General features: G+C 63.4%; 13 protein-coding genes. 6 read left to right on the forward strand and 7 right to left on the reverse strand.

Features of this window, described 5'->3' with window-relative positions; genetic code table 11:
- Positions 1-53: 53 nt before the first annotated feature.
- The 3 genes from ACSFBL_RS34935 to imuA are packed head-to-tail and all read right to left on the reverse strand — an operon-like array spanning position 54 to position 4,881.
- Positions 54-2,732, reverse strand: coding sequence for an error-prone DNA polymerase (locus ACSFBL_RS34935; RefSeq protein ID WP_435520391.1), 2,679 nt, complete (start codon positions 2,730-2,732; stop codon positions 54-56).
- Positions 2,733-2,735: 3 nt separating this feature from the next.
- Complete coding sequence (locus ACSFBL_RS34940; RefSeq protein ID WP_435520392.1) at positions 2,736-4,094, reverse strand: Y-family DNA polymerase; 1,359 nt, start codon at positions 4,092-4,094, stop codon at positions 2,736-2,738.
- On the reverse strand, positions 4,039-4,881 hold the full coding sequence (gene imuA, locus ACSFBL_RS34945) for a translesion DNA synthesis-associated protein ImuA (protein WP_435520393.1): 843 nt from the start codon (positions 4,879-4,881) through the stop codon (positions 4,039-4,041). Before imuA ends, ACSFBL_RS34940 begins: the two co-directional genes overlap by 56 nt.
- A gap of 190 nt (positions 4,882-5,071) precedes the next feature.
- Here imuA and ACSFBL_RS34950 point away from each other — a divergent pair, with 190 nt between their 5' ends.
- The gene (locus tag ACSFBL_RS34950) at positions 5,072-5,830 is read left to right on the forward strand and encodes an SOS response-associated peptidase (RefSeq protein WP_435520394.1); all 759 of its coding nucleotides are present in this window, start codon (positions 5,072-5,074) and stop codon (positions 5,828-5,830) included.
- A gap of 280 nt (positions 5,831-6,110) precedes the next feature.
- Here ACSFBL_RS34950 and ACSFBL_RS34955 read toward each other — a convergent pair whose 3' ends face one another.
- The 4 genes from ACSFBL_RS34955 to ACSFBL_RS34970 form a co-directional block, all read right to left on the reverse strand.
- A complete protein-coding gene (locus ACSFBL_RS34955) occupies positions 6,111-6,488 on the reverse strand; it encodes a hypothetical protein (RefSeq protein WP_435520395.1) in 378 nt (125 codons plus the stop codon).
- 647 nt (positions 6,489-7,135) lie between these two features.
- Complete coding sequence (locus ACSFBL_RS34960) at positions 7,136-11,710, reverse strand: AAA domain-containing protein (RefSeq protein WP_435520396.1); 4,575 nt, start codon at positions 11,708-11,710, stop codon at positions 7,136-7,138.
- Positions 11,707-11,907, reverse strand: a complete 201-nt coding sequence (locus ACSFBL_RS34965) for a type II toxin-antitoxin system TacA family antitoxin (RefSeq protein WP_435520397.1) — start codon at positions 11,905-11,907, stop codon at positions 11,707-11,709. The genes ACSFBL_RS34960 and ACSFBL_RS34965 overlap by 4 nt, the downstream gene beginning before the upstream one ends.
- Before the next feature lie 276 nt (positions 11,908-12,183).
- Positions 12,184-12,585, reverse strand: a complete 402-nt coding sequence (locus tag ACSFBL_RS34970) for a hypothetical protein (protein WP_435520398.1) — start codon at positions 12,583-12,585, stop codon at positions 12,184-12,186.
- A gap of 82 nt (positions 12,586-12,667) precedes the next feature.
- On the opposite strand from ACSFBL_RS34970, the gene ACSFBL_RS34975 reads away from it, so the two are divergent.
- From ACSFBL_RS34975 to ACSFBL_RS34995, 5 genes are all read left to right on the forward strand, one after another.
- Positions 12,668-13,000: a helix-turn-helix domain-containing protein gene (locus tag ACSFBL_RS34975; protein WP_435520399.1), complete on the forward strand. Its 333-nt coding sequence runs from the start codon at positions 12,668-12,670 to the stop codon at positions 12,998-13,000.
- Between the two features lie 6 nt (positions 13,001-13,006).
- Positions 13,007-14,761, forward strand: a complete 1,755-nt coding sequence (gene xseA / locus ACSFBL_RS34980; protein WP_435520400.1) for an exodeoxyribonuclease VII large subunit — start codon at positions 13,007-13,009, stop codon at positions 14,759-14,761.
- Positions 14,751-15,107 (forward strand): exodeoxyribonuclease VII small subunit, encoded by a 357-nt coding sequence (xseB, locus tag ACSFBL_RS34985; RefSeq protein WP_435520401.1) that lies wholly within the window; start codon positions 14,751-14,753, stop codon positions 15,105-15,107. The genes xseA and xseB overlap by 11 nt, the downstream gene beginning before the upstream one ends.
- 509 nt (positions 15,108-15,616) lie before the next feature.
- Complete coding sequence (locus ACSFBL_RS34990; protein WP_435520402.1) at positions 15,617-16,468, forward strand: restriction endonuclease; 852 nt, start codon at positions 15,617-15,619, stop codon at positions 16,466-16,468.
- A 137-nt stretch (positions 16,469-16,605) separates the two neighbouring features.
- Positions 16,606-17,376, forward strand: a complete 771-nt coding sequence (locus ACSFBL_RS34995) for a hypothetical protein (RefSeq protein ID WP_435520403.1) — start codon at positions 16,606-16,608, stop codon at positions 17,374-17,376.
- The last annotated feature ends 277 nt before the right edge of the window (positions 17,377-17,653 follow it).

Raw genomic sequence — 17,653 nt, forward strand, 5'->3', positions numbered from 1 at the left:
ACAACGACAACCAGTTCAAGGAGCCACAACCCTAACCCCATAAAAAACGACATTCACCCCCGCCCAACCGGCCAAGATGAATGTCGTTTAACCGGCCATGCTGCTTGACGCCATCCACGCTGCGCCGATGCGTCCCATACCGCATTCCTGCGATGCCCGCTCAGGCTCCTCAGCGCATCCGCGCTGGCCAGCAGCTTCATCTCGTGGAGCTCGAGTCCGGCCCGACGCGCGAGATCCTCGGCGTTGTCGAACAGGTTCTCGCCGCGGGCCTCGACGATCCGTTGCACTGATTCCCATCGCAACCCGGAGAGCATGCGCAGGCCCAGGCGCACGGCCGGGCGATGCGACAGGTTCTCCAGCGTGCAGTCGAGGTCGCTGTGCAGGACGTCGGCCGGGCGGACCTCGACGCCGTGCCGCTTGGCGTCCTGCACGAGTTGGCTCGGGCTGTAGAAGCCAAGCGGCTGCGAGTTGAGCATGGCCGCGAGGAACTCCGCCGGATGGTGGCACTTGATCCAGCAGCTGGCGTAGACGAGCAATGCGAACGAAGCCGCGTGGCTCTCGGGAAACCCGTATTCCGAGAACCCCTTGATCTGTTCGAAGATCTGTTCGGCGAACGCCTTCTCGTAGCCGCGCTCGGTCATGCCGTTGACGATCTTGGCGTAGTAGCGCTCGAGGCCTCCCTTGCGCTTCCACGCGGCCATGGCGCGCCGCAAGCCGTCCGCCTCGCCCGGCGTAAATCCGGCCGCCAGCATTGCAATCTGCATCACCTGTTCCTGGAACACTGGCACGCCGAGCGTGCGGCCCAGCGCCTCCTTCAGCGCCTCGCTGGGGTAGGTCACGGGCTCCAGGCCCTGGCGCCGGCGCAAGTAGGGATGCACCATCCCGCCGACGATCGGCCCCGGCCGGACGAGCGCGACCTCGACCACGAGGTCGTAGAAGCATTGGGGCCTGAGCCGCGGCAGCATGCTCATCTGCGCGCGGCTCTCGATCTGGAACACCCCGACCGTGTCCGCGCGCGAGATCATCTCGTAGGTGACCGGGTCCTCGGCCGGAATGTCCTGCATGCCGAAGTCGTAGCCCTTGCGCAGGCCGATGAACGCCAGGGACTTGCGGATGGCCGTCAGCATGCCCAGCGCCAGGCAGTCCACTTTCAGGAAGCCGAGCGCATCCAGGTCGTCCTTGTCCCATTCCAGCACGGTGCGGTCGCGCATGCTGGCGTTCTCGATCGGGATCATGCGCGACAGCGGCCCCCGGGTGAGGACAAAACCCCCTGTGTGCTGGCTCAGGTGGCGGGGAAAGCCGAGCAGCTGGCCTGTGAGCAGCATCAGCTGCCGTACCTTCAGGTCGTCGAGGCACAGCCCGAGCTCAACCAGCCGTTCGGGCATGACTGTTTGGCCGTCAAACCACTTGTGGTCCTTGGCCAGTTGCTCCACCACCTCCAGGTCGAAGCCCAAGGCCTTTCCGACATCCCGGATGGCGCTCTTCGGGCGGTAGCTGATGACGACGCCGGTGATGGCCGCGCGGTCCCGTCCGTAGCGCTGGTAGAGGTACTGGAGGACTTCTTCCCGACGCTCGTGCTCGAAATCGATGTCGATGTCCGGCGGCTCGTTCCTCTCCTTGGAAATGAAACGCTCGAACAGGACGCTCATGCGTGCCGGGTCCACCTCGGTGACGCCCACGCAGTAGCAGACCACGCTGTTGGCGGCGCTGCCGCGGCCCTGGCACAGGATATGGCGCGAGCGCGCGAACTGGACGATGTCGGCGACGGTCAGGAAGTAGTGCTCGTACTGCAGGTCGGCAATGAGTTCGAGTTCGTGCTCGATCTGCAGCTGAACCTTGGCGGGCATCCCCTCTGGCCATCGCCGCCCCGCACCCTCGTAGGTGATGCGGCGCAGGTACGACGCCGGCGTTTCACCGGCCGGGACGACCTCGTCCGGGTATTGGTAGCGCAACTCCTCGAGGCTGAACTGGCAACGGGCGGCGACATGGAGCGTCTCGGCGAGCAGGTCTTCGGGGTAGGTCTGCGCGAGGCGAAGGCGCGTTCGCAGATGCCGCTCCGCGTTGGGCTGGAGGTCCAGGCCGCATTCGGTCACCGGCCGGCCGACACGCGTGGCCGTCAGGACATCGTGCAGCGGCTTGCGCGACCGCACGTGGAACTGCACGTCACCGGCGGCGACCAGGGGAATGGCCGTGTGCTCGCTGAGCTGTCGCAGCCGGTAGAGCCACATCTCGTCGTCGATGAAGCGCAGCAGGTCGACGCCGAGCCAGCATCGCCCCCGGAACTGAGCGAGCAGCCAGAGGCCGACCGACTCGAGCTGTGCGGGCGAGGACATCCGCTTCGGACACGCGACGACCACGCAGTCCTCGAGTGCTGAGGCGGACAGGTCGGCAAATGGAAGTTCGTAGGTGCCCTTCGCGGAGCGGCGCCGCAGTTTCGTGATGAACTCGCACAGGTTGCCGTAGCCGTTCAGGTTGCAGGCATAGACGACGAGCGTGAACGGGTAGTCGCAGTCGACCTGGAACTGGCTGCCGACTAACAGCTTCAGGTTGTGCTCCTTGGCAGCCACATGGGCGCGGACGATGCCCGCCAGGCTGCATTCGTCCGTGAGCGCCAGGCCTTGGTAGCCGAGCTTTGAAGCACGCTCGACCAGTTCGTCCGGCTGGCTGGCGCCGCGAAGGAATGTGAAGTTCGAGATGCAGCGCAGCTCGACGTAGTCGGGGAGGGCGACCATGGATCAGGCGAAGATGCCGTGGAGGAACCAGGCGCTTTCTTCATTGGCGAGGCGGGTCTGGAAGATCCAGAGCACGCCGGCGTGCTCGCTCAGGGCGACAAAATAGTCGCGCGAGACATGGCGCGTTCCCGACGCTGTTGGAGATGCCGCCTCTCCTTGCCGGTCACAGGGTCGCTCGCCCACGCGGTCGAACCAGCCGTACTCGACGCGGTGAGGGCCCGCCAGGAGTTGCAGCGGCCCCTGATAGAGCGGATGGGATTCCCGGCACGCCAGACGCAGCGGCTTGGGCAGGATGAACGTGGGCTGGGGGCAATCGAGGCTGCGCGCCATCAGCCGTGGCCGCTTCTCCGGCGCTGGTTGCCAGTGGCACATCCACTCCGGGCGATGGTCTTCGGCCACGACAGGTCGGAGCACTCGCTCAGGGCCCAACCTCGCGGCGATGCGTTCGAGCACCAGCGCCAGCCCTTCGCCATCAGGCAGTGTCTCCGGCAGCAACGAGTAGCTGGCCTCTTCGAGCGGGCGAACGTCGTCCGCGGTCATGGCCAGGTCGCCGACCGGTGCGAGTAGTTCGACTTTCGCCAGGTTTTCCGCCAATAGGCGGCTCAGGTGCTCGATGTTCCGTGTCGGCTCGGCGGTTCTAACCGTCAGCTCGCCGCCATCGCCGGCCGTCTTGGCCCGCATGGCGTCGTGGCACCATTTCAGGGTGAAGGCGGTGACGCCAGAGCGTCTGGCCGCCAGCCAGCCGCACAGCTGCAAAAGCAGCCGGCGCGCACCGAACAGCATCGCCGGTGCGAGTTCGATGCGCGACATCAGTTCGAGCCTGGCTTCGAAGCGGTCGGGCAGGGTTGCCCAGGCGTGCGCTTCAGGCTTCAGCGCATAGGCCAGGTCGAGCGCTTCCACCAACGCCTTGTCGAACCGTCGACTCAGGCCGCCGCGGGGCAGGGCGCGCACCTGGCCCAGCGTCCGGCAGCCCACGCGCGCGAGGATGGCGGCATGCGCTGCGACCGGTGCCAGCACCTCAACGGGCAGGTCGTCGAGGAGTGCCTCAAGAGGTTTGGCAAAGCCGTTCGATTGACCGTTGCCGGCCACGGCCACCGCCGCCAGGCTGGTCGGGGCCCAGGCCAGCTGGCCAACGCCCAGCTCCTGGGTTTCCACTTTCACCCGCTCCACGAGTTTGCGCTTGCCGCCGAACAGGCGCACGCTCGCCTCGAGCTCCATCACGACCGCCGAAGACACCGAAGCTGCGTCGATGACGCTGACGCGCGGCGTGAACTGGAGGCACCAGATCGACAGGCCGCGAATGGCTTCAATGCGCTGGGAGTCGGTGAGCAGGCGGTCGGGAAGTAGCGCTGCCCAGAACATGGGAAGTCTCTGATGCGGTGGCGCGCGGTTTGCGCGCGGCCAGGAGAACGCTCGGCTTCGAAAGCCGGGGCGTGATGAGCGGCGCGAGGCCGCGGGGAATGGAGGGAAGGTGGAGCACGCCGTCATGCACGCCGCCCTTGCGCTTCAGCAGATGGACCCGCAGTTCCCAATCGACGCCCACACAGACCTGCACCCGCAGCGGCGCCGCGGACGGTTCGTGCTCCGCGGCCGCCGGGCGGCAGAGGAAGACGGGGCTGTCGCAGCTTTGCGCGCACACCTGCAGCCGGCGGATCTGTTCCTGGCGCGCCTGCGGTAGCCAGGACACGACGATGCCGGCTGCGTTGGCCTTCACCAGTTGCTCGGTGACCCACAGCCGCTCGGCCGGCGTTGACGCCTGGATCCAGACCAGGCGGCGCTCGTCAATGCCTTCATCACGCAGGCCGGGCAGGTGCGGAGCCTTCGGGGGGCCGACGATGACGATGTCTTCACCCTTCGCGACCACCTCGCGCATGGCCGGCGCCAGGAGCCGCCACTCGAGCACGGTTGGCTGGGCTTGGAGTACCTCGGTGAGGGAGCGAGCGGGCCAACCCCCACCGGGGAGTTCTCCGTCCAGCGAGGGGTAGCCGGTGGGCACCACCCGTGTGACCGGTGAGCCCAGCTGATCGCCGCGCCAGAGGGCGGCTTCGACGGACGCAGGCAGCTCGCCCGGTCCAAGGACGGGCTTTGACGGACGGCGCGGCGGGGCCGGCGCGTCGTCATCGTCGGCCCACTCCAGAAGGGCGGCCATTGCGGGCTCCAAATACTGTATGGACATCCAGTATGCCGTAAGTTAGGCCCCGAAGGGTCGGCTTTCATCGGAGTCGGATTTAGCGGGCGGGCGGGGGAAGCACCCGACGGCTCAATGACGGGCTGCCGCCGTGGCCGAATGCGCAGTGGCAGCGCGCAATCGACCCATCGGACTCCCGCAAAATGCGCTCATGTGCAGCCACTACCAGGCCGAGAAGCGCCGCAAGCAGATCGAGAAACACTTCGGCATCCACATGCCGCCGAGCTGGGAGCCGCCGCCGGGTGGCCTGCACATCTACCCGACGCAGATGGCGCCGTTCATCCGTCGGCCGCCCGAGCGCGAGTCGGGCGACGAGGCGGTGCCGGACTTCGAGCTGGTCGAGGGCCATTTTGGGTTGTTGCCCGGCTTCGCCAAAGAGGTGAGGTACGGCCTGCAGACCTACAACGCCCGCACCGAGACCGTGCGCGAACTGGCCAGCTTCAAGCACGCGTGGGCCAAGGCGCGGCACTGCATCGTGCCGTGTGAGGCAATCTACGAGCCCGACTGGCGCACAGGCAAGTTCATCCCGACCCGGTTCACCGCGGCGAACGACGAGACCCTGGGCGTGGCCGGCCTGTGGTCTCCTTGGAAGAACCCGGAGACCAGCCAGTGGGCGCTGAGCTTCACGATGCTCACGATCAACGCGGACGCGCATCCCCACTTCAGGCTGATGCATCGGCCCGATCCGAAACGTCCTCCCGAGATGCAGGACAAGCGCATGGTCGTGATCCTGCCGGAGGCGCAGTACGGCGAGTGGCTTGACGCGCCGCCGGAGCGCTCGATGGACTTCATGCTGCAGTTCCCGGCCGAGCGGCTCGCGATGACGGCGGAGCCACTGCCCCCGAAGGAGCCCAAGGCGAAGCTGGCGCGTGCCCCGAAGGCACCGCCTGAAGAGCCGTCGCTTTTTTGATGTCTGCAATCGCGCGGTAACCCCGGTTTATCGGACCCGATCCGGGGTTGCGGGATGGGAGCCATCGAAAAGCTGAAACCCAGCGCGTTCGGCCCAGGGCAGAGGAGGGGGAAGAGCGATTCCCCCGAAAGACTCATCCAGCCCGTCTGCATTCCTTCAAATTTGGCGGCCGAATGACAACGGTCGCCGAAACCTCACTCGCCGAGCGGACCTAAGCTTCGGGAAGCGTAGATCAACTTCCCCGACGGCGTCAGCATTGAAACGCTGAAGGCGGCCCAAATTACCGACAGACGAACTGTTCGGAACTGACCTCGCCGGACGTCATCGAGCCTGTAGCAAACGCCCGAAGAGAAGCGCCGTCGCGGCGCACAAACAGTTCCCCGCCCAGCACGGCGTCCAGCGCACCGGGCGGGCCAGCGGGCTTAGTCATTCGAACCGCACGGAATGCCCCGAGTGTCTTGCTCTCGGCAAGAACTTGATACGCAAACTCATCGTTCGACGCATTGGATGCGCGCACCGTTATGCCGTCGCCGCTGCGCACAATTTCAATCTGCCGGGAGCCGAACAGCCTGCCGATCTCGCTGGTGCAAACGAGCGTTTGCGCAGTGGCCGGAGCAAGCAGAGTGGCGACCAGCGTAGAGATGACGAACTTCTTCATGTGACCTATGAGGGCATCGACAATGCGACCAGCGAACACATCGGCGCGCAGGGCTCCATTGTCTGCGAAGGTAAAAAAGCTCGGCGATCACGCCGAAGGTCAGCTTTCAGGCACGGGCGCGAATTGGTGCTCGCGGCCAGGAAGGTAGTTCAGCTGCAAAACAAATCGTCGCCGGGAAACAAACGCTAAGCAGTCACGAGGCGTGCACCTCGTTCGTCGGCTCCGTGCCCAATTCGGTCTTCCGACGGCAAGTCAAGCTGACCTCCGTCAAGGTTACTGGACGGCCACAAGCGGTCGAGGGCAATGGGCGGCTTTGGCCCCTGGCGCCCGGAAGGCTCATGGACAATTTGATGCAAGTGCTCTAAACTTATGTTGGATTCGGGCAACTGAACGATGGCGCACTGGGAGTGCTTCAACGGTCGCTTTCTGCGCCAGCAGGGTTTCCTTGCCAATGCACGGATAAGCAGCCGCCTTCTTCACCGTCCGGCTCTTCCACGGCGAGGATCAGTGTTCCATCGGAAAGGCTGCGCGCGCAAAGGGCAGGGCCAGCCCACTATTGCGTGTACAGCGGCATCAAATGATCAATGAAGTCGACGATCCGTTGACTCAACATGTGGTGGTTCCTCGGTTCAACTTCCAAGCCAGACCTACGCTGCATCAATCGCCGTCTTCAGCGCTTCCGCGACCGGGTCTTCTTCGTCTGCAGGGGGCGCCGGTGCCCATTCCCGGTACTCCACCAAGGACGGAATCCGGTCGAGCGCACCAAGGGGTTCGATCCCCATCGCAGTCAGCCTTGCCAGCAGTTCTTGCAGTACCTCTTCACGGTTCAGGGACCAGGTCGACGCGAAGCATCGCCAGAACGTCCACCCGGCGCGTTCGAGGACCCGTTGACGACTCATGTCGGCTTTCCAGCGGTCCGGCCCATGGAACTCATCGCCATCACATTCGATGGCAAGGCGGCAGTCGTCCGCTCCTTCCACCACCATGTCCAGGCGGAACGAGCCGGCCTTCACCTGCGGCACCACGCGATAGCCACGGCTGTGCAATTCGGTGTAGACCTGCTTCTCAAAGCCGGATTCGCATTCGTTGATGAGGCTCTTGCCAGCCTCTTCTCCATGGCCACGGCCGTCCTGAGGTTTCCCGAAGTGCTCCAGCATGCCCCTTCGGATGTCAACCTGAGAGAGTTCGGATAGCTGAACGGAACGGACTAGGTACATGCGGTCTCGCGCTCGGCTTCCCGCCACGTTGAAGCGCTGCTCGAACATGTTCCCGGAGAGCGCCCGGCAGTTTGTGGGGTCCGCAACCATGGACAAGAACATGATGTCCCGTTCGCTGCCTTGAAAGAGGCGGGCGTCGCCGCAATCGAATCGCCGACGCATGAGCTCCATTGCGTCGACACGCGAGCGAACCAACTCGTCGATGTATTTGGCCTGGTCGGGGCCGAGGAGCGATACCACTCCCAAGGTTCGTCCAGCAAACGCCGGGTTGGCAACAATTGCCTCGACTTCCTCGACGATGGCTTGGGCCTCCATCCGGTTCACATCCTTTGCGCTGCGTTTTCCGCCGGGGACGTAGATGTCTACCAGCGGCGGGTCGAGTCGCTCCGAAGCCTTGGGAATGCGCAACGGCTGGATGAACCCGTCGTAGAAGGTGTTGCTGTACGCGATGATGGCTGGCACGCAGCGGAAATGTTCCCGTAGCATGACCTTCTGTCCGGCGAAGACGGTCGACGCGATGTCGTACAGGGACTTCTCAGGAGTCAGCACCGTCGCGTAGGGTTGGTCGGTCAGGAACCGATCTCGCAACTCCTGGATGCGCGTCGCGGCCATGAAGCCTCCGTCGGGAGACACCTGCTTGTCATCGCCGGCCACGAGTATCTTCTTGCCACGCAGGACGGCGGGTAGCGCCCAGAGGTCCGACTGACTTGCCTCATCGACGATGACCAGGTCGAAGCAACCGAGCTCGGCAGGCAAGGTCTCCGAAACCTTGGCATGGCTCATGACCCAGCACGGCACGGCGGCTTGGGCGTCGTTCATCGCCTTCTGGGCATCCCGGCGGTGCCGCGTCGCATTCGGACCGGTGCCTTGGCCAATACGACGCACGGCCGTCCGATAGGTTTCCAACGCCGAAAGCACCTTGGCCGAGGCGGTTCGCTTCGTCGACAGCCAGGCCGACTTGGAGACGGTGCTTTCATAGAGCCTGGCCAACCCCGTTTCCAGATCGCGCCGGCGGGCAGCCAGAGTTCGGAGTTCTTCTCGCGACTCGATTCCCTCGAGATGAGTCTTGATCCGAGCCCAGGTCCAGGCATCTCGCCAGCTGAGAGGGAAGACAGCGTCGTCCCCCGCGGCGCCGACCATGGCGGACCGTACCCTTGCGGCGAGCTTCGCTCCTCCGGCACGCTCGAGGCGGTCCGCAAAACTGTTCACGTTGCCCAGGTCATGTGCCAAGGATTCGATGCGACGCACTTCGCTAAGCAACTCGGCATACTTGGAGACGGCGCGCTCGGGTTGAATCGCTTGGTTCCCAAGGTCCTTCTCGACGAATTCGCGGATAGCGACGGAGATGGGACCAGACGTGCCCGCCAGCTTTTCCTGCAGCGTTGCCAACGTGGATGCTGCCTGTGCCAGTTCCAATCGCAAGAGATGGCTGCGAAGGTGCTTTCGAACCTCGTTCAGCTGCGTAGACGTCCCTCGAACGATCTGGGCGGGAGGGCTGGCGAACACGCGAGCTGCGAGTTGGGGCATGTGGTTGTCGTGGTTCGTAGCCAGCTTGTGCGCCTTTCGCGCGTTGACCGAAACGAGCTCGATCTTTCGAAGAGCGGAGACCCCGCCCTGCACCGGGGGAACCGAAAGTAGCTCCGCGAACTGGTTCCAGCGCACGCTGAAAGAGAGCACCTGCTCGTGCAGTCCCAAGTAGCGCTGCACATGCTTCCAGTCATCCGCGCTCGCCGGGGCAAGCCCAGCCACCCGGATGGCATTCACATGTTCCTTCACGTCGCCGGCGCCGAAGCTCATTAACCCGAATGGCTTACCGCCGTCTGCTGCGCGACCGACTGCCTCACGTGCCTTCGGGGAAGCCAGCGCCGCCTCAGGAACTTCCACTGGTCGCTTGAGGAACTCTGCGCGAGCCTCGGTTAGCGAATCGATTTCACCGAACAGGGCTTCAAGGGCCTCGCGTTCACTCGCGAACTCGACCTGGCCGCATTTCTTGCGCAGGTCTCTGGTCCAGAGCTCCCCGGTTTCCTCAAGCTCGCCGGATAGCTTTGCCGCCGACTCCACCTGCTCCAACAGAAGGCGAGCGTCCGCTATGACTTGCGGCGTCGACGCCCGAAGTGGCAGTAGCTCGCCACCGGCCTCTGCGGCCTCGATTTCGCGCATGTCCACAAGAACTTGATGGAGCTCTCCGACGGAGCTTGCGGGGAGGAGGGCAGAACTGGAAGGAATCTTTGCCGTCGCGTAGACCAAGTCGGCGCCAAGGCGCCGCCGCGCTTCACGAAGTTCCGCGGCCTCCGCAGGCCCGAAGGGAGGCGCATGAACCTCTGCGAGCGAGAGTTCGTCATCAAACCACGCATGCCGTTCAGCGCCTGTCAGAACCAGCTCGGCCATCTTTTGCGCTCGCATCTCTACGCCATCGACCGTAATGTCGGACAACTGGGTGAGCGCAATCTCGTCGACGCGTCGGTCGATGGCTCCAAGCTCGCTATGCGCCCGGTCGATGGCGCTGTGTTCCGTTCGGATTTGCTCCTCGACGACATCCACGTTTAGCTGCGACACCCGATGGATGATGGCCTCGATGGAGTTCTGGAACTGGCGCATGCCCTCACGGTCGCCTGACAGCAGCGCAACCGTGAGGGGCCGGACCTCCTCGGGAATCTTGGACTGCAGGACTTCGAGCGCCTGCTCGCCCTTTGCAGTGACAAGCACCTTCCGGCCGTTGGCCAAGTAGTGGCAGATGATGTTGGCGATGGTGTGCGTCTTGCCCGTTCCTGGTGGTCCCTGAACGGCAACACCTTCCGAGCGTTCGAGCTGCTCGACGATGGTCACCTGTTGATGGTTGTATGGGAGCGGGAAGTAAAGCTCCTTCGGCGCACCCTTCGCACTTGGGCCTCCCGACGAGCCAGAGAGACCCCTGAACGAGACCGGCTCGAAGTACAGAGGCTCGTCCGACGGCGGCGTGACAAGCGAGAGTGGCCCGAGGGGGATGGTTGCGTGTTCACCGAGGTTTGCCTTCAGGCGCTCGATGTCTTCGTGCAGGAAGTTGTTCGAGCGAGGGCGTGCCAGCAGCACCCAAGCGTCCGACACGACCAGGTCATCGCCTGGAACGGGGAACGCAGACGCATTGGTCTCCAAGTGTCCCTTGTCGTGGAGGTTGCCTTGGATCAGCTTGAGCACTGGCTCATAGCTGGCAGGGTCAAAAGGGCTGACGATGTGGTCCGGGTTCGAGTTCAGTGCTTCCCGTGCGACCCGCTCAACCTCGGCTGCGCTTGGAAGCTGGCAAGCGGTAAACGCGTCGAAGGCGAAGCGGGGGTCTACCGCGCGTGGCCTGAGCTCAATGGCAAGGTCCGCCGCGATGGAGAGCTCTACGGCCTGAGTGATCAGAGGGTACTGAAAATCCGCGATGGCGCCGCCGGTGGTGCGCCGTTGCCGCTCCTCGAAGTGGAGCTTCCATGCAGTAACACCCAGGCCCCAGATGAGCTCCTGAGGCTTTGCGGTTTCCTCGCTTTCGAGCTGGTGCTTGAGCGCAAAGAAGTCTGAGTAGAGGCTCATCGTCCTGCGCCGCGGCTTTTCGCCTTCGGCCCAGGCTGTCCAAAGTGGAAGATAGGTGGCGCGGGTCTGTTCGACGGCTGCATTCGCTCGCTCCTCGAACGCCGGACGTGACTCTTCGTTCAAGTTTTGCGTTTGCAGCGTGAGCCAGTGCTTGAACGCCGAGTCGTCGATGCGCGGGGCAGTTCCCGTCGGGTCTTGGCTGACCTGGATGAATCGCTTCCACGCGCTCTCCGCCAAGGCCGGAGGCGATGTCGCTTCGAGTCGCGCAACTCTCAGCCAAGTGTGGTCACCCTCGACCTTGAGGTCGAAGTCGACGCCGGGCAAGCCCTGGAGGTCACGCTTGGCCTTTTTGAAGCCTGCGTGGTTCGCGATGTTGAAGCCGCGAGGATCGATTTCCTTGTCCTGCTCCAGGACGTAGTCGAGCAGCTTCTTCAGCAGGTCATTGGCGGCGCTCATTGACCACCTCCCTGCACCCAGACAGGACGGCGGGGAACGCCGGCAGGAATCAGGCCTTCCTGTCGACAGTGATCGAAGAGGAGCTTCTCGAGGAGGTTGGTGCGACTACGTTGCTCTTTGGCGGCAGCAAGTTCGAGCAGGTCTTTGAATTCGGGGGTGACGCGGAAGCTGATGGAGATTGATTTCTCGGCGGGCATAGGAACGCAATTTTGTATAGAGGTTGACGATACAGTGCGCGGTCAAGGATTCGCCAGAACGGGCGGATTCGCCGACCCTCAATCCGTGATGGAACTGGCAGTAGTGCAGACGAATGTGTTACGGCCAGCCTCGCGTCTGGGGGCCGCTGCTAATGTCATGGTGGTAGTGCCCCGCGACCCTGGGTGGTTGTGGGAATCTGAGGTCAAGGCCGCTCAAGCCACCGGCGCCGAAGGCAATGAGGAACTGCCGTGCGAATGCAGCACGGGGCCTGGCTGTCAGGAGGTCAACAGAACCGCACCCATACCCAGAAAGAACGCCCGTGCTAGCTGCGGGCTCTCGACTGCTACGTCGTGTGCCGTGCGCACGAAATGCTCGCAGTTGAATCCGAGCCACGAATAGCGCCGACGGGCGGCGACTTGCCTGGCTCGCGCAAGCACGGCCTCAGGTGCGAGTCGCCCTGGATAGCCGTCCACCACGACGGCCCTGTCGCCCGCGAACTGCGAGAACGGCATTTCCACGAGGCTGGTTGGCCCGGGGCCGAAGGACAGGACATGACGCTCACCCGTCCAGGCGCGCTCGCCAAGAAGTGCTACGTGGTCGTACAGCCCGCGGTTAATCCGCAGCACTGTGCCGGGCAGCAACTGCTGCAGGTTGGAAAGGTCCGCGATTCGGTTCATAATACAATTTGTTGTTTTGCTCATGTATGCATTAAACGCAAAAATGTCTAAGAACGCAAGAGTTGACCGTCCAGAGGGTGCTTTGGCGTACCCCGCGGTGGTCGGGCAAATCCTCGCTTCGATGCGCGAAGACCGCGGACAGAAGCAGGGCGACATCGCCGCACGCGTTGGCTTGTCGCAGTCCGCCTACTCGCGACTGGAGAAGGGCGACTCGGTAATGAATCTGGCCCAACTGCACAAAGTCTGCGCTGAACTCGGAGAGTCGCCCAGCGCTGTCCTCCATCGAGCGGACACCATCGAGAAGCAGCTCAAGGCGCAGGGTGTCCAGGTGCTCCCGGAAAAGCCGGACAACGCCGCCGCGGCGCTGGTTGGACTCGGCCTGCTGGCTGCGTTGCTCCTTTCCGGGGGGCGATAGGAGCACATGGACAACACGTACCTCACCGTTCCGTTCTCGCAAAAGGACAAGGCCAAGGCACAGGGCGCTCGCTGGGATACGGCGCAAAAGAAGTGGTACGTCCCGGCAGGTCTCGAGCTAGCGCCGTTTCAAGCTTGGCTTCCGGCCGGCCAAGGTGCGATTGCGAGTGGCGCCACGACATCGACGGACCTCATTGCGCCCATCGAGACAAGTCCAACCGAGAAGCCAACGGGCGTAAGCCTTTCCCAGCTGCTGGCGGGCGTCGAACGGGCTGTTGCCCAGGCTTATCAGCAGGGCGTCTGGACGCGTGTTGACGTCGTGAACGTCACAACCAGGAACAAGCACGTGTACCTGGAGCTGTCGGAACGCGACGAAAGCGGTTCCGTCGTTGCACAGGCGCGGGGCGCCATCTGGGCGCGCACGGCAGACCGCATCGTTCCCGAGTTCGAGCGCGCTACCGGCGCTCAGCTCGCGCCTGGCATCAAGTTGCTCGTTCTCGCCAAGCCCGGATTCAAGGCCCAGTACGGCTTCTCCATTGAAATCACGGGCATCGACTCCTCGTACACCCTCGGTGACCTCGAGGCCCAGAAGCGCAAGATTCGCGAGCAGCTGCAGGCGGAGCAGATTCTTGACCGCAACAAGCGACTGCCGGCCCCGTGGGACTTTTCGCGAGTGCTGGTGGTGGCGCCGCAAGGTGCTGCAGGCCTGGGCGACTTCGACGCTGAAGCCAAGAGGCTTCACGCTCACCGCGTGTGCGAGTTTCTCTATGCCCACAGCCGCTTTCAGGGAGCAGGAGCGCCCGCGGAAATCCTTGCAGCCATCGAGGCGGGCATCAGGGACGCCGGCCAGACCCAGTTGGACGCACTCATCATCATCCGCGGCGGCGGTGCGGTGAACGACCTGGCTTGGCTGAACGACTACAACTTGGCGCGCTTCATCTGTAGGTGCGACGTACCCGTGCTCACGGGCATCGGCCATGAGCGGGACAGCACCATCCTGGACGAGGTGGCGCATCGCAGCTTCGACACGCCCAGCAAGGTAGTCGCAGCGGTCGAGAAGCAGATTGCTCTGCGCGCACGCGAGGCGAAGGATGCCTATGACCGCATCATCGTGCAGGCGCGTCGGTTCAATCAGCGTGCGGCCATAGACGCAGAGCGCCTGGACTCAGAAATTCGAGCATCCGCGCGCGCCACGCTCACCTCCGCTCGAACCGAAAACGAATCGGGCATCAACCAGGTTCGCCTCGCCTCGCAGAGCCAAGTTCATGAGGCTCGACATGCGAGTGAATTGGCCATTCGCGAAGTACAGGATGAGGCCAAGCAGCACCTGGCCCATGCTAAGCAGGCGACCCCCGGCGCGATGGCGAGCGTCAAGGAACTCTCCACCGCAGCCGTGCGGTCGATGAAAGCGGACGTGCAGGCGCTGCTTCCCGCCGTCTTGGAGCAATCCGAGACGCAGGCGCATCGTGCAAGGCACAACCTGGCGACAACGCGACTCACTCTTTTCGAGCGCGCCCAGCAAGCAGTCAAGACAGCAAAAGCAGGCGCAGATGGGCTCGTCCGGGAAGTGACCGGCCAAGGTCCGAAGAAGACGCTAGCCCGCGGCTTCGCTGTGGTGAAGACAAAAGACGGAAAGACTGTGACGAGTGCGAGGGCCGCCAAGCAGGCGCGCCGGATGGAAGTGACATTCAACGACGGCGTCGTGCAAACCACCGTGCACGACGCAAACACTGGAAAGGAAGGCGCTGTAGATGGCCAATGAGACCATGACCTTCAGGGAAGCCTATGGCGTTCTCCAAGGGCACGCAGAGACGCTGAGAAACCAAACCGAGCCGAACATTGACGACCTGCTCTCCATCGTGGAAGAGTCGGTGAGCGCCTATCGAGTTTGCAAGGAGCGCATCGACGCGGTGGAAAAGGCGCTGGAGAAGGCCCTTACGGATGTCGGGACCGAGGCGACGCCACGTTCGTCAGGGGAGGAGGGCGTAGGCAGGGAAGTTGCCGTTTCGCGGGCGCCGCGCGCTCCGATTCGCGCCTCGACCGGCCCCGCGCCGGCAGCCCCGAAGGGGTCGAGCGGCATCGAAGACCCGGACGACATTCCATTCTGAAGTGGGGTTCTCGTCCCGTGCCAGGTTCGGAGGCGCCGTCCGCAGAGTGTGAATCGGCTACAGAACTTGTGGACTAGACCTGGGCTCGCATCGTCATGCATTAACGCGTCCCGGGCGTGCTGTCGGCCCTCGACAGACGTTCTTCCGCCGCCGGCCAGAAGCGGGCGCCCGGCCGGCGACGACGAGGGTCAGGTCAGGACACATCGCTTCGCGAAGGAGAGGTGGCTACGAGGCGCAAAGCTGCCATCGCCGGCGATGTCCGCTGAGTAGAAGCTCGCCGTCTTCCGAAATGTTTGATGGAGGACTGCGGAGCTGCAGCTCAAGTAACGCGGTTGAAGGATAGCAACGGGCACGATTCGGGCGGTGCCAAGTTCTATCAAACTTGTGGGCCAAGATGCCTGCGGTGCTTGAGGGCCGCGCTCTTCTCGCAGCAAATGTCGATTCCTTCACGCTCGTGAGGCTCGGCCTCAGGCAAACTGCCGGCCATTCCTTCACAGGCTCTTCACCCGATGGCACGACGTAAGAAAAGCAGTTTTGCAGAGGACCTCATAGACCTAGTCGCAATGCTTCCTTGGTATGTCGGGCTTCTCATGGCCGGCTTTGCGTACGTGGTGTTCCATAGCGTTTCCGCGGCGCCCGTGCAAGTGGCCACAAAGCCGGGCGACATGACGGGCGTCATGTTTGGTGTTGTCTGGCGCGGCCTCGCAAATTTTGCCCAGTACGTCATTCCGTTCCTATGCCTTATCGGCGCGGGCGTGTCCGCTTGGCGTCGCCGCGTCCGTCGAGCGCTTGTCGACAACGTGACGGCCTCGTCGGTCTCAAGCGTCATTGATGGCATGACCTGGCAAGAGTTCGAGCTGCTGGTTGGAGAGGGCTTTCGCCAGCAGGGCTACAGCGTTCTTGAATCCGGGGGCGGCGGGGCTGATGGCGGCATCGACCTGGTGCTGCGCAAAGGTAGCGAGAGCTTCCTCGTGCAGTGTAAGCAATGGCACGCCTTCAAGGTTGGCGTACAGGTCGTGCGTGAGCTGTATGGCGTTATGGCAGCCAAGGGGGCTGCCGGCGGATTTGTCGTGACCTCAGGCCGTTTTACCGATGATGCGAAAGACTTTGCCAGTGGCCGGAACGTCACGCTGATTGACGGCCCGAAGCTGCACAAGCTGCTGCAGGCTGCAAGCTCGCGCGCTGGCCAGCCCGTCTCGCCTGCGGCACGGAAAGCAGCGCCTCAGGCTGCGTCTACAACGACACCGGCCTGCCCAAAGTGCTCGAGGGCAATGGTCCGCAGAACCGCCAGGAAGGGGGCCAACGCTGGCAATGAGTTCTGGGGATGCCCGGACTATCCTCGCTGCCGCGGCACCGCTTAGCCTGCACGGTCCACCGTCGCCAATGCCGTCAGGAGCTATAGAGATGGGGCGCTTCGTCTTCTGAAAGAACGCCGAGCGCCAAAACGTCTTCGGCTCGCGCAGTGGCATAACCAACAACATCGACAGGAGAAGAACGCGTGGGCGACAAAGGACATCACACCGGCATGGCGGGAGAGTTCGCCGTGATGGAGAAGCTGCACCGACTGGGCCACCAGACGGCGCTCACCCTCGGCAACGCCAAGACGGTCGACATCATGTCGAAGTCACCGGCTGGCAAGCTCTTCCAAATCTCTGTGAAGGCGATCCAGGGCGGAGGCAAATGGGGAGTAGGTCAGTTTGACCACTCCGAGAAGGTCGACCTCGTATTCGTACTCCTGCATTACCCGAAGTTTTCCGACCTGCAGTCACAGCCCAGCGTTTGGGTGATGCCTGCGGAAGACGTCATGCGGCTTCGTCGGCCGTGGCTCAACGGCGGATTCGCGATCTTCTGCGGAAACAAGGAGCAGCGCGACAAGATCGAGCGATACCGAGACCGCTGGGATTGTCTTGATGGCGAGCCACGCGTCCTCAAGTCAGGGGCACTGGCCGCCGAAGCCGCTGAGCCCGCGGTCCTCAGTTTCGGCGGCGTTCTTGCGCGCGGTGTGGCGGCGATGACCGGTTTCCATGCCAAGTATGGCAAGTGGCCGATGTCGCTGACGATGGGTGATGGTTCCATCCGGGTGCTGAAGGAGCAGCACCTCACGCCTCACGGCCTCTCATTACTGCAGTCAAAGGTGCAGCTGCTGGCTGGGGACAGCGAGCGTGTTTACGCCCACGGGGACACCAAGGACGAGATGTTCGACTACGGGGCGGAGATTCTGGGCGCTGAACAACGGGAGGACGCCTATGAATGGCTCGGGCTGCGTTGAGCCCGCATCGGTCGCTTCGGCGGAGCCGGTGTCTGACGGTCTTCAAGAGCAACAAACGGCAGTCCACCAAAGGCTTGGGCGTTTTCTGCTTCGCGTTCAACGCTACGAGATGCTCCTCAAGGCCTTGGTCATCGACAGCGTCGCTTTCGGGACGGTCGAGTGGAGAGCGTCAAGCAGCATGGCCGGTTAAACGACATTCATCTTGGCCGGTTGGGCAGGGGTGAATGTCGTTTTATGAGGGGCTAGGCTTGTGGCTCCTTGGGCTGGTTGTCGTTGT

The organism is Variovorax glacialis (genome assembly GCF_051216375.1).
GTDB lineage: Bacteria > Pseudomonadota > Gammaproteobacteria > Burkholderiales > Burkholderiaceae_C > Variovorax.